The sequence below is a fragment of the Streptomyces sp. Tu 3180 genome, from assembly GCF_009852415.1.
Taxonomy (GTDB): Bacteria; Actinomycetota; Actinomycetes; order Streptomycetales; family Streptomycetaceae; genus Streptomyces.
In genome coordinates this window covers 3378098-3391533 of sequence record NZ_WOXS01000002.1, presented here as the reverse complement: position 1 = coordinate 3391533, position 13436 = coordinate 3378098, and the positions used below count along the sequence as shown (strand labels likewise).

Genomic DNA, 13436 nt, shown 5'->3' with positions numbered 1-13436 from the left:
CCCGCACCGGTCCGCCCCTCCCGCTCCCTCGCCGGTGCGGGCTACTTCACCGCGCCCGCCATCACGCCGGAGACGAACTGCCGCTGGAACGCGAAGAACACGACCAGCGGGACCACCATCGAGAGGAACGCGCCCGGCGCCAGCACGTCGATGTTGTTGCCGAACTGCCGTACCTGCGTCTGCAGGGCGACCGTGATCGGCTGGCTCCCGGCGTCCGAGAAGATCAGCGCGACCAGCAGGTCGTTCCACACCCACAGGAACTGGAAGATGCCGAGCGCGGCGATCGCCGGCCCGGCGAGCGGCATCACGACCCGGACGAACAGGCGCAGTTCACCGGCGCCGTCCAGCCGGGCCGCCTCCAGCAGCTCCCTGGGGATCTCCGCGAAGAAGTTCCGCAGCAGGAACACCGCGAACGGCAGGCCGAAGCCGACGTGGAAGAGGACCACCCCGGTCAGGGAGCCGAAGACGCCGAGGGCGCCGAAGAGTTCGGCGATCGGGATCAGCGCCACCTGCACCGGCACCACCAGCAGCCCCACCACGGCGAGGAACCACCAGTCCCGGCCGGGGAACTCCATCCAGGCGAAGGCGTAACCGGCCAGTGAGCCGATCACCACCACCAGGACGGTCGACGGCACCGTGATGTACACCGTGTTCAGCAGGGAGCTCGTGATGTCGCCGTTCTCCAGGAGCGTCTCGTAGGCGCCGAAGGTGAGCTGCGAGGGCTCGGTGAGCACCTTCCACCAGCCGCTCGCGGCCATGTCCTGCGGGGTGCGCAGGCTGGCCAGCAGCAGCCCGAGCGTCGGGACCAGCCAGAACACTCCGACGACGACCAGGAAGACGCGCACCAGGCCGCCGCCCGCCCGCGCGGTGAGCCTCGAGCCCAGCGGCCGTCCGGCCCTGACGGGGACGACGGGCGGTGCGCCCGCCTCGCTGACACCGCCGGCGTCCGCGCTCATCGCCGCACCTCCCGCCGCAGCCTGCGGATGTTGAACCACATCACCGGGACGACCAGCAGCAGCAGGAACACCGCGATGGCGCTGGCGATGCCCGGCTGGTCCGCCGCGAAGCCCTTGCGGTACAGCTCCAGCGCGAGGACGTTCGCGTCGTCCTGGGAGGAGCCCGGGGCGATGATGAAGACCAGGTCGAACACCTTCAGCACATTGATCATCAGGGTGACGGTGACGACCGCGAGGACGGGCGCGAGCAGGGGCACCGTGATCCGTCTGAACACCTGCCACTCGTTGGCGCCGTCCACCCGGGCGGCCTCCAGCAGCTCCCGGGGCATGCCCGCGAGCCCGGCCGCGATCAGCACCATCGCGAAGCCCGCCCACATCCAGATGTACGAGCCGATGATGGCGGGCGTGACCAGCGACGGGCCCAGCCAGTCCAGGCCGTTGTAGGGCTCCTCGAAGTTGCTCGCCGGGAGCCGCAGCCGCGCCCCGTCCGCCTTCGACGAGAAGGAGAAGGTGCCGTCGTCGCCCGCCGTGGCCGTCTCCACCACCTCGCCGTCCTTCACGGCCTCGATCCTCATCCCGGCGTAGCCCAGCTCCGAGGCGTCGACGCCGTTCAGCGTGCCGACGCCCTTGCCGCGGGTGAAGTCCTGCCAGGTGGTGCCGGTGATCCGGCCGTCCTCCGGCTCCGGCGGCGCCGCCCGCCGCGCGTCGTCCGGCATCAGGTCCGGGGCGACACCGACCAGCGGCAGCGTGACCGTGTCGCCCGCGCTCACCGTCGCCCTGGTGACGAACGCGCCCCCGTCCGCCGGCTCCAGCGGCGACTCGCGCCCCGGGTGCGCCTTCGGGAACGCCGAGGACTGGGCGAAGGTGTCGTGCACCCCCACCCACACCGCGTTCGCCACGCCCTTGTCCGGGTCCTGGTCGTACACCAGCCGGAAGATGATGCCCGCCGCGAGCATCGAGATCGCCATCGGCATGAAGACGACCAGCTTGAACGCCGTTCCCCAGCGCACCCGTTCGGTCAGCACCGCGAAGACCAGGCCGAGCGCGGTCGCGACGGTCGGCGCGAACACCACCCAGACGATGTTGTTCTTCAGGGCGGTGCGGATGCCGTCGTCGGTGAACAGGGCCCGGTAGTTGTCGAGTCCGGCGAAGCCGTCGCCGGACTGGTCGTAGAAGCTGCGGACGACGGAGTACCCGATCGGGTAGACCACGAGCGCACCGAGCAGGACGAGCGCGGGCAGCAGGAACAGCGCCGCGACGGTGGTGCGGGTGCCGGTGACGCTCCTGCGCGACTTGGGAGCGGCGGGGGCCGCCTCCGGGGGCCCCGCCGCCGTGTCCGACGCCATGGCCGGATCAGTCCCCGTACGCCGCGGCCGCGTCGGCCTCCAGCCTCTCCTGGGTCCCCGCGACGTCCCGCGGGTTCTTCAGGAAGTCCTGCAGCGCCTTCCACTCGCCCTTGCCGGGCGTGCCGCCGAAGACCTGCGGGGCCTGGTCGGACATGTCGAAGCGGAAGTCGTCCCCGGCGTCGACGAGCGCCTTGGCCATCTTCCGCTGCACCTCGTTGGGGTACGCCGAGTTCGGCACGTTCCTGTTCGGCGACAGGTAGCCGCCCAGCTTCGCCTGGACGCCCGCCGCGTCCGGGGAGGCGAGGAAGGTCACCAGCGCCTGCGCCGCCTTCGAGTCCTTCAGGATCACCGCCGCGTCGCCGCCGGACACCACGGGCGCGGTGTCGCCGACCGCCGGGAACGGGAACACCTTCGCGTCCGTGCCGACCTCCGCCTCGGTCTCGCCGATGTTGACCTGCACGAAGTCGCCCTCGTAGACCATGGCCGCCTTGGGCTGGTCGCCGCCGGTGAAGGTCTGCGTCACGGACTCGGGGAACGCCGTCTGCAGCGCGCCGCGCGCGCCGCCCGCGACGTAGTCCTTCCTGCCCCAGATCTCCGCCAGGGTGGTCAGCGCCTCCTCGACCGACGGATCGGTCCACTTGATCTCGTGCCGGGCGAGCCGGTCGTACTTCTCCGGGCCCGCCTGGGAGAGGTAGACGTTCTCGAACCAGTCGGTCAGCGTCCAGCCGTCGGCGCCGCCGACCGAGAAGGGGGTGACGCCGGAGTCGTACACCGTCTGCGCGGTGGTGAGCAGTTCGTCCCAGGTCTTGGGCTCGCTCGCGCCGGCGTTCTCGAAGACCTGGGTGTTGTACCAGATCAGCGACTTGTTGGCGGCCTTGTAGTAGACGCCGTACTGCTCGCCGTCGACCTTGCCGATGTCCTGCCAGCCCCGCGAGTAGTTCTCGGCCAGTTCCGCCCGCGCCTCGGCGCCCAGCGGCTTGGCCCACTTCTTGTCCACCGCCTGCTTGATGGCGCCGGGCTGCGGCAGCAGCGCCACGTCCGGCGGGGCACCGCCCGCGATCTTCGAGCCGAGGAAGTTGATGATGGGGTCCTGGGCGGGCACGAAGGTCACCTTGGCGCCGGTGCGCTTCTCGAACTCCGCGAGGACCTTCTTGAAGTTGGCCTGCTCGGCGCCGGTCCACACGGCGGCCACCTGGAGGCTCTCGCCGTCCAGCTCGGGGAGGGTGACGGTGGTGCCGGTGTCCTCGGCGCCACCGCCCTTGTCGTCGGTGCCGCCGTCGTCGTCGCCGCCTCCGCAGGCGGTGAGCGAGACCGCGAGCACACCCGCGGCGACGGCGGCTGCGGCTCTCGCGGTTCCGCGGGTGCGGGGAACCCGCGTGGAGCCGTCGGGCGACCTGCGTGTCCGGATGATCCTGCTCGTCCTGCGCATCACTGCCCCGTTCTTCGTACCTCGTCGAACGTCGAGCACTGTCCCGTGCGCTCTGGTCTACGCCCGGGGGATCGGGGAGGCAAGAGCGCGTCCGGCGTCAAGTCCGCGATTGTGATCGCTTCGTGACGCCGCGTCATGGGGCGGACGCGGCCGCTTCGGCGACGAGCGGACCGCGGCGCCGCGACCCGCGGCGAGAAGCACGGGACGTACGAGGGGCGCACACCGGGAACGGGTTCCACGGAAGGGCGGGCGACCCGGGCCGGAACCCCGGACCCCGGGCCGGGGGCGCGTCACAGCAGTGACGGCACCTCGGCCGCGGAGACCTGCCGGGCGGCGCGCTCCAGCGCGCTGGCGAGCAGGGCGAGGTCGGTCGGGCCGTTGCCCAGCTCCCGCACCTGGCGGCGGGCCGGGGGGTCGCCCATGCGGTGCCACTCCAGCGGCACGACCGTGGGGCGCAGGGTCGCCGTCCGCGGGATGCGGCCGGTCACCCGCCCGCCCTGGAACGCGGTCGTCCGGCCGTCCGGGTGGGCCAGCCGGCCGCGCCCCGGCGCCGGCGCGTCCGGGCCCGGGGGCGCGGGCGCGTCGAGCGTGACCCGCACCGTCGCCCGCCGCGCCGGCTCGGTCCGGGCCGTACGGGCGCACGGGCCGGTGGCCGCGACCAGGTGCACGCCCAGCCGCTCCCCGTCCCGCGCCACGGCCTCCAGCGCCCGCATCACCGATCCGGCGGCGGGCCGTCCCGGCGCGCCGAGCGCGGGGGAGACCAGCGCGTCCAGGTCGTCCACCACGACCACCAGCCGGGGCAGCGGCGGAGCGGCCTGCGCCTGGCGCCGGGCCGCTCCCGGCCGCAGCCGGAGCGTCGAACTGGGCGGGGACTCCAGGTCCCCGTCGTGCTCGCCCCCGGTGCCCGTCGCGCCGCGCCGCGCGGCCGTGCGCTGCGTGACCATCCGGTCCGACAGCTCGCGCCCGGTGTGCCACTCCGTGAAGTCGGACCGGCCGAGCAGCTCGGCGCGCCGCTTCAGCTCGGCGCTCAGCGACTGGGCGAACTCCCGCATGCGCACCGGGTCGTTGGCGGTGAGGTGGGTGGTGACGTGCGGGACGTCCGTGCACACGCGCAGGCCCTCGCCGGGTCCGTCGTCCGTCGCGGGGCCGCCCCGGCCGTCGACCAGCACGATGCTCAGCCGGTCGGGCCGCTCGGCGGCGGCCAGCGAGGCGACGACCGCGCGCAGCAGCTCGGTGCGGCCGCTGCCGGGCACCCCCTCGACCAGCAGATGCGGCCCGTCGGCGGCGAGATCGGCGACGACCGGGCCGCGCGGCCCGGCGCCCAGCACGGCGGTGACGCGGCCGCCGAGCGCCTGGGTGTCGTCGGCCGCGTCCGCCCAGCGGGCCATCAGGGAGGCGGGGGTGGCCCGGGCCAGGCCCAGTTCGTCCAGCAGCCGCGCCGACTGCGGCAGCGGCGCCGACACGCGCGCGTGGTGCTGTCCCGCGGTGCCGTCCGTGCGCAGCGGCGCGAGCGCCCGCGCGAACCGCTCGGCCCAGGCGGGGGAGACCGCGTCGACCGTGGCCACGGTGCCGTGGCCGACCGGGCCGGAGGGCGCCCGGGAGCCGGTCCGGGCCACCCGCACCAGCCGCAGGGCCGTCGCCACGTCGCCGCTGAGCAGGGCGACGGCACCGCACTCCCGGAACGCCGGCGCCACCGCGCACGCCGTCTCGTACGTCTCCGCCACCGGGGACGCCGGGGAGGCGGCGGCCGTCTCGGCGAGGCACACCAGGTGGATCCCGGCCCGCGGTCCCTCCACGGCCAGGCGCGCCAACGCCTCGCGCAGCTCGGTGCCCCCGGGGTCGCCGTCCACGACGACCACGGTGTACGGCCCCGCGAAGCCGCCCGCCGCGTCGGTGCCGCCGTCGCCGTCCCGGGCCCAGGAGGGGCGCCGGTCGGCCGGAGCGGGCTGCTCCGGCACGGCGGACCGCTCCGGCGCGAAGGGGGCCGCGTCCGCCCCGGCCGCGTGGCCGTGGTCCTCCAGCCGGCGCAGCAGTTCCCCGGTGCGGGCGGCGGCCTGTTCGGCGTCGTGCGCGAGGAGCAGGCGGCAGTCCTGGCCGTGCCCCGGGCGCACGTGCGGCAGCCAGCCCAGCCACGACCACTCGGCGGTGCGCTCCTCCAGGGGGCGGGAGCGGTCCGCGGCGATCAGGACGATCTCCAGGAAGTCGGGGGAGTGCAGCGCGGCGAGCTGGGCCAGCACCGCGCGGGCCAGCCCGGCGAGCCGTTCGCGCGGACCGGCCAGTCCCAGTGCGCCGACCTCGCGCAGTCCCGACGTCACCGGTACGGCGGGCAGCAGGCCGGAGCCGTCCGGCGCCGCCCGGTCGGCCGTACCGAGCCGCACCGCGAGCGCCTCGGGGTGGCCCGGCCCGCGCTCCCACAGCCGGGGGCCGGGGCCCAGCGCGGTCAGCAGCAGCGTGGCGGGGTCCGGCCAGGTCTCGGGGAGGGCGGGGGCGGCCGCACCGGGTCCGGGTGCGCCGCCGGCCGCCTCCTCGCCGTGGGTGTCCCGCGCGTCCGCCGGCTGCTCCTGCCGCCCGCCGGCCAGCCGCCGCGCCCAGGCGGTGAGCCCGCCCCGCCTGCGTCCCCCCGGGGGCTGGGGGAGGTCGGTGCCCCGCACGGGGGTGCCCTTGCGGGTGGCGGGGCGCGGAGCGGGGACGGTGCCGGCCGCGGGGCCGACGGCCGGCGCGGCGGGGACACCGCCGGCACCGGGTCCGGTGTGCGCGGCGCCGGGCATGTGGCCGGTGGCGGGTCCGGTGGTCGGGCCGGAGGGGCGGCCGGAGGCGCTGCCGGGCACCGGGCCGGTCGCCCCGCCGGCGCCCCGGCCCGGGGCGCCGCCACCGGCCGTCGCGTCCCCGGCGGGGCCGGGCTCCCCCGGGCCCCGGTGCGCGCCGGAGCGGCCCGCGTGGGTGTCCCCGTCCGCGGGCGGCTGCGAGACGCGGCGGCCCCGGGGCATGTGCGGTACGTCCCCCCGGGCGGCCGTGCGCACCGCGCGCCCCGCGGGACCCGGGCCCGTCCCACGGCTCTCGCTGTCCGGCGCCCCGCCCTGCCCCGGCACCCGCGGAGCCTCGCCCGCGCCGTCCCCGTGCCCGCTCCGGGCGGGCACGGCCCAGCCGGCGGGGCCGCGGGCGTGGTGGGTGGGAGCCGCCGGCGCCGCCACGCGCGCGCGGTCGTCCGCGCCGCCGGGCCGCGCCTGCCGGGGCGACGGCACGCGCACGTGCCCCTCGCCGTCCGGCGTCGCCCCCGCCGGCGCCGCCGGCCCCGCGGACGGGGTGAGCCGCAGGGCGGACTCCCCGATCCGCAGCAGCGCGCCCGGTGCGAAGCGCACCGGCCGGGTGCCCACCCGCCTGCCGTCCAGCGTCGTGCCGTTGGTGGAGCCGAGGTCGGCGACCGAGACCCGGCCGTCCGGGCCGACCGTCACCGCGCAGTGCAGCCGGGAGACGTCCGGGTCGTCGAGCGGCACGTCGGCGTCGGCGGAGCGGCCTATGCGGATCTCGCCGCCGTGCAGCAGGTGCACCCCGCCCGCGTCGGGACCGGCGACCACGTGGAGGCGGGTCGGGGCGTCGTCCAGCTCGGGATGCGGCTCCGGCTCGCCCGGGGCGCCCACGGCCAGCACCGCGCCGTCGATCAGCGGCGGCTCGCCGAGCGTGCAGCGCTGGGCGTCCAGCCGCCGGTCGCCGGCGTACAGCACCGGGGCGCCCGAGGAGCCGGACGAGCCGTCGCCGCCGGAGACCGCCGAGGCCAGCGCGGAGGCGACCGCGGCCAGGGCCGTGCCGGCGGGCGCCGTGACCAGCACGTCGCGGCTCGCGGCCCGGTCCCGCGCGGGGGAGGAGGGGCCCAGCGGGTCAACGACGGTCAGCCGGATCTGCATCGCCGTCAGCGATCCCTTCTGCGCGGGCGCCCGCGACACGGGGGACGAAGCCGCCCCGCGGTCCCCCTCCGCGGACTTCCCCCACCGCCACACGCGCACGTACGGCCAGTACTGGGAGGCATCCTCGCACCTGCCACCGACAACGCGCCCGCCGTCCGGCATCGAATGATCTTGATTGGTCGGCTCTGCCCGCAAAAATGCCTGACCAGTACGGAGCCGGTGATCGTTCCGGGGCCACTTGAGATCGGTCACGTCCGGCATCCGGCAACCAACGGACCGGGTCGAGCGTCTTTCCTTCGAACACGGACGGGCACCGGTGCGCGGCAGGGCCCGCGGGAGGAAGACGCCGAACTCGGCAAGCCGGTACAGCGCGCCGCGGCACTACAGTGGGTCGGAACATCCGTAGCACGGTGGACCACGGTCTACGCCAAGCAAGCAGCAGGGAGCGCATGACGTGCGGCCGGTAGGGAGCAAGTACCTGCTCGAGGAGCCGCTGGGACGCGGCGCCACGGGCACCGTCTGGCGCGCCCGCCAGCGGGAGACCGCGGGCGCCGAGGCGGCCGTGCCCGGACAGCCCGGCGAGACCGTCGCGATCAAGGTCCTCAAGGAGGAGCTCGCGAACGACGCGGACGTCGTGATGCGGTTCCTGCGCGAGCGCTCCGTCCTGCTGCGGCTGACCCACCCCAACATCGTCCGGGTCCGCGACCTGGTGGTCGAGGGCGATCTGCTGGCCCTGGTCATGGACCTCGTCGACGGTCCCGACCTGCACCGCCACCTGCGCGAGAACGGCCCCTTCACCCCGGTGGCCGCCGCGCTGCTGACCGCCCAGATCTCCGACGCGCTCGCCGCCAGCCACGCCGACGGCGTGGTGCACCGCGACCTGAAGCCGGCCAACGTCCTGCTCAAGCAGGAGGGCGGCGAGCTGCACCCGATGCTGACCGACTTCGGCATCGCCCGCCTCGCCGACTCCCCGGGCCTGACCCGCACCCACGAGTTCGTCGGCACGCCCGCGTACATCGCGCCCGAGTCCGCCGAGGGCCGCCCGCAGACCTCCGCCGTCGACGTCTACGGCGCCGGCATCCTGCTGTACGAGCTGGTCACCGGCCGCCCGCCGTTCGCCGGGAGCTCCGCCCTGGAGGTGCTGCACCAGCACCTGAGCGCCGAACCCCGCCGCCCCTCCACCGTCCCCGACCCGCTGTGGACGGTCATCGAGCGCTGCCTGCGCAAGAACCCCGACGAGCGGCCCAGCGCCGAGAACCTCGCGCGCGGCCTGCGCGTCGTCGCCGAGGGCATCGGCGTGCACGCGAACTCCGCGCAGATCTCCGCCGCCGAGAACGTCGGCGCGCTCCTGGCGCCCGACCCGGCCCCCGCGCCGGTGCCCGGCGCGTCCGGCGACGCCGACCCGACGCAGGTGCTGCCGCACGGCGCGGGCGCCCACGACCCCAACGGCGTGACCAGCGTCCTGCCGCACACCGGCGCCGCCGACCCCACCGCCGTCCTCCCCCACCGGGGTGCGGCCGACCCGACCGCCGTCATGCCGCCGGTGCCCCCGGCCAGGGCGGTCAGGGAGACCCGGGGCGGCCCGGACGGCCGGGTCCGGAGGACCCGCACCCCTGGCAGAACCAGCTGCGCGCGGCCCGCGACCGCAACGAGCAGACCCAGGTCCAGTACCTCGACCCCAGCCAGGACCCGCTGCGCCGCCGCCCCCAGCGGCAGGTCGCCCGGCCGCAGCAGCCGCAGCAGCCGCCGCAGCGGCGCCCGCAGGCCCAGCCCGGCCCCGGCCAGGGCTACCCGCAGCCGCAGCCGCCGCAGCGCTACGCCACGCCGCAGCCCCAGCAGCCGCAGCCGCAGCCGCCCCAGCGGTACGCGCCCCCCGCCCGGCCGGAGCCCCAGCAGCCCCGGCGCGAACCCCGGCCGCCGCGCCGGCGCAGCGCCAGCCCGATGAGGATCCCCGGGCTGGGCTGCCTCAAGGGGTGCCTGTTCACGCTCGTCATCCTGTTCGTCGCCGGATGGCTGATCTGGGAGCTGAGCCCGCTGCAGGACTGGATCGGCACCGGCAAGGGCTACTGGGACCAGCTCACCGACTGGTTCGGCACGGTGACGGGCTGGATCGAGGACCTGGGCGGATCCTCGGACCCCTCCGGGTCGAACTGAACCGTCCGGCCCGGGTCGGTCCGGTCCGGGCCGACCGCACCGGACCCCGGCGCGTTTGCTGATTTGTCGACACCTGAGGGTTGATTTCGGGATCCGTTGTGAAGCCCGGCTCCCCGGACGCGTAGTTTTAGCGACAACACGCGTCGGTAGGAGCAGTCTTGGCACGGAAGATCGGCAGCCGGTACACCGCCCACCAGATCCTCGGGCGGGGCAGCGCCGGCACGGTGTGGCTGGGCGAGGGCCCCGAGGGGCCCGTCGCCATCAAGCTTCTGCGTGAGGATCTCTCCTCCGACCAGGAGCTGGTCGGCCGCTTCGTGCAGGAGCGGACGGCGCTGCTCGGTCTGGAGCACCCGCACGTCGTCTCCGTGCGCGACCTGGTGGTCGACGGCAACGACCTCGCCCTGGTCATGGACCTGGTCCGCGGCACGGACCTGCGCACCCGCCTCGACCGCGAGCGGCGGCTCGCGCCCGAGGCGGCGGCGGCGATCGTCGCCGACGTCGCGGACGGGCTGGCGGCGGCGCACGCGGCGGGGGTCGTGCACCGGGACGTCAAGCCGGAGAACGTGCTGCTGGACATGCAGGGCCCGCTGGGGCCGGGCGGCTCGCACCGCGCGCTGCTCACGGACTTCGGTGTGGCCAAGCTCATCGACACCCCGCGCCGCACCCGGGCCACCAAGATCATCGGGACGCCGGACTACCTCGCCCCGGAGATGGTGGAGGGCCTGCCGCCGCGCGCGTCGGTCGACATCTACGCGCTGGCCACGGTCCTGTACGAGCTGCTCGCGGGCTTCACGCCGTTCGGCGGCGGGCACCCCGGAGCGGTCCTGCGCCGCCACGTCACCGAGACGGTGGTCCCGCTCCCCGGCATCCCCGACGAGCTGTGGCAGCTGCTGGTGCAGTGCCTGGCGAAGGCGCCGGCGTCGCGGCTGCGCGCCTCCGAGCTGGCCGCGCGGCTGCGGGAGCTGCTGCCGATGCTGGCGGGGATGCCGCCGCTGGACGTGGACGAGCCGGACACCGGGCCGGCGGAGGAGCCGGCGGAGGACGACCGGGCGCCCGGCCCGGTCCCGGCCGCCGGGCGGCCGGTGCGGCGGCGCGGCGCGGTCCCGCTGGTGCCGGGCGCGCGCCCGGCCGACTCCAACCGCGACACCCACACGTCGATGAGGGTGCCGGCCCCCGACGAGCTCGCCGGCGGCGCCCGCGGCACGGCCCGGGCCCCCCGCGCGGCCGGTGCCCCCCGCCCCGGCTCGGCCCGCAACCGCGCGATCGCCCGCCGGCGCCGCCTGGCCCTGGCCGTGGCGGCGGCGGTCCTGGCGGCCGCGGCGGGCGTCGGCACCTGGCTGGCCACCGCGGACGACGGCGCGGCGCCGCCCGAGGACACGAAGAACTCCGCCCCGGCCGCCCCCTGACCTGGTACGCCCTCCCCGCGGCCCGCGCCCGGCGTGGGTCGCCCGGCGGAGCCGTTACGCTGGAGGGCGTGGCAGTCGTCGATGTATCCGAAGAGCTCAAGTCCCTCTCCTCGACCATGGAGTCGATCGAGGCCGTCCTGGACCTCGACAAGCTGAGGGCAGACATCGCCGTGCTCGAGGAGCAGGCGGCCGCGCCGTCCCTGTGGGACAACCCGGACGAGGCGCAGAAGATCACCAGCAAGCTCTCCCACCTCCAGGCCGAGGTGCGGAAGGCCGAGGCGCTGCGCGGCCGGATCGACGATCTCGCCGTGCTCTTCGAGATGGCCGAGGAGGAGGACGACCCGGACACCCGCGCGGAGGCCGAGTCCGAGCTCGCGGCCGTCAGGAAGGCGCTGGACGAGATGGAGGTCCGGACGCTGCTCAGCGGCGAGTACGACTCCCGTGAGGCGCTCGTCAACATCCGCGCCGAGGCCGGTGGCGTGGACGCGGCCGACTTCGCCGAGAAGCTGCAGCGGATGTACCTGCGCTGGGCGGAGCAGAAGGGCTACAAGACCGAGCTCATCGAGACGTCGTACGCCGAGGAGGCCGGCATCAAGTCGACCACCTTCTCCGTCCAGGCGCCCTACGCCTACGGCACCCTCTCCGTCGAGCAGGGCACCCACCGCCTGGTGCGCATCTCGCCCTTCGACAACCAGGGCCGGCGCCAGACCTCCTTCGCGGGCGTCGAGGTGCTCCCCGTCGTCGAGCAGTCCGACCACGTCGACATCGACGAGTCCGACCTGCGCATCGACGTCTACCGCTCCTCCGGCCCCGGCGGCCAGGGCGTGAACACCACCGACTCCGCGGTGCGCATCACGCACCTGCCCACCGGCATCGTGGTCTCCTGCCAGAACGAGCGCTCCCAGATCCAGAACAAGGCCACCGCGATGAACGTCCTCCAGGCCAAGCTGCTGGAGCGGCGCCGCCAGGAGGAGCAGGCCAAGATGGACGCCCTCAAGGGCGACGGCGGCAACTCCTGGGGCAACCAGATGCGTTCGTACGTGCTGCACCCCTACCAGATGGTCAAGGACCTGCGCACGGAGCACGAGGTCGGCAACCCCGAGGCCGTGTTCAACGGTGAGATCGACGGCTTCCTGGAGGCCGGAATTCGCTGGCGCAAGCAGCAGGAGAAGTAACCCTCCGCGCGAACAGCGCTTTGTCGACAAGGCAACTGCCGCCTTCCTGGTGGCAGTTGCCTTTTCCGTGCCGGGGATGTCTGGGTTTTACATCACACTCACGCCCCCGGTGTTCGGCAAAGCGTGCGTAGCAGGACATCGCGTACGCAACGGCCTTGACGTTCTTTTGAAAAATCGGAAGGGTGAAGCGTGGCATGCGTATCTCTGGGGCGCATGTGAACCGGGGGGCGTTTCACCGCAGTCACCCCCGTTGATCACGGCCCCGAGCGCCGCCTCATTGACGATGAGCTACTGGGGGTAGCAACCACATGACCAAGAAGACGCGGATCCGTGTCGCTCGGATCGCGGCCGGTGCCGTGATCGCGGCCGGTGCCTCGCTGACCGCGGCCGGCGCGGCCTCCGCCCTCGAGATCGGCGTGAGCGCCTCGGCGGGCGAGGGCGGCGTCGGCCTCGGTGTCGACGCGGACCTCGACGGCGACGAGCCGGGCGACGACCCCACCGATCCGGAGACCCCGCCGGTTGAGATCCCCACCGAGCCGGAGGTCCCGACCGACCCGACGGACCCGGAGGTGCCCACCGACCCGACGGACCCGGAGATCCCGACCGACCCCGAGGTGCCCACCGACCCGACCGAGCCGGAGGAGCCCACCGAGCCCACCGAGCCGGAGGAGCCCACCGAGCCGGAGGAGCCGGGCAACGGCAACGGCAATGGCAACGGCAACGGCGGCGGCAACGGCGGCGGCAACGCCGCCGACCCCGACGGTGGCGCCTCCACCCAGGAGGAGGGCTCCTCGGCGCTCACCGACACCGGTGACGACGCCCCGGCCCCCGCGGCCCAGGGCGACGGCAAGGAGCTCGCCGAGACCGGTGCCATGGAGACCACCTTCCTGGTGATCGGCGCCGCCACGATGATCGCCGGCGGCATCGGCTTCCGGGTGCTGCCGCGCCTGATGACCGGCCGCGGCGGCGCCGCCGCCTGACGGTGGCCGCGCGCGTACGCAGCGTGAGGACGGCGTAGACCGAGGGGCCCGGAGCGCAACCGCGCTCCGGGCCCCTCGTGCGTTCGGG

At 75.2% G+C, this 13436-nt stretch carries 7 protein-coding genes and 1 pseudogene; 4 read left to right on the top strand and 4 right to left on the bottom strand.

Going from position 1 to position 13436, the window contains the following annotated elements:
* Positions 1-41: 41 nt before the first annotated feature.
* From GL259_RS16120 to GL259_RS16105, 4 genes are all read right to left on the bottom strand, one after another.
* Complete coding sequence (locus GL259_RS16120) at positions 42-956, bottom strand: carbohydrate ABC transporter permease (RefSeq protein ID WP_159533387.1); 915 nt, start codon at positions 954-956, stop codon at positions 42-44.
* Positions 953-2302: a sugar ABC transporter permease gene (locus tag GL259_RS16115; RefSeq protein WP_166461505.1), complete on the bottom strand. Its 1350-nt coding sequence runs from the start codon at positions 2300-2302 to the stop codon at positions 953-955. Before GL259_RS16115 ends, GL259_RS16120 begins: the two co-directional genes overlap by 4 nt.
* A gap of 7 nt (positions 2303-2309) precedes the next feature.
* Positions 2310-3731, bottom strand: a complete 1422-nt coding sequence (locus tag GL259_RS16110) for an ABC transporter substrate-binding protein (protein WP_166461504.1) — start codon at positions 3729-3731, stop codon at positions 2310-2312.
* Between the two features lie 290 nt (positions 3732-4021).
* On the bottom strand, positions 4022-7633 hold the full coding sequence (locus GL259_RS16105) for an FHA domain-containing protein (RefSeq protein WP_159533385.1): 3612 nt from the start codon (positions 7631-7633) through the stop codon (positions 4022-4024).
* A 454-nt stretch (positions 7634-8087) separates the two neighbouring features.
* Between GL259_RS16105 and GL259_RS16100 the strand changes: the two are divergent.
* The 4 genes and pseudogenes from GL259_RS16100 (at position 8088) to GL259_RS38740 (ending at position 13348) form a co-directional block, all read left to right on the top strand.
* Positions 8088-9787 (top strand): annotated as a pseudogene (locus GL259_RS16100) (serine/threonine-protein kinase).
* 158 nt (positions 9788-9945) lie between these two features.
* Positions 9946-11193 carry a serine/threonine-protein kinase gene (locus GL259_RS16095; RefSeq protein ID WP_159533383.1) on the top strand — a complete coding sequence of 416 codons (1248 nt, stop codon included), beginning with the start codon at positions 9946-9948 and terminating at the stop codon, positions 11191-11193.
* 68 nt (positions 11194-11261) lie between these two features.
* Complete coding sequence (gene prfB, locus GL259_RS16090; RefSeq protein WP_159533381.1) at positions 11262-12368, top strand: peptide chain release factor 2; 1107 nt, start codon at positions 11262-11264, stop codon at positions 12366-12368.
* Between the two features lie 308 nt (positions 12369-12676).
* Positions 12677-13348, top strand: coding sequence for a hypothetical protein (locus GL259_RS38740; protein ID WP_243762312.1), 672 nt, complete (start codon positions 12677-12679; stop codon positions 13346-13348).
* Positions 13349-13436 lie beyond the last annotated feature (88 nt).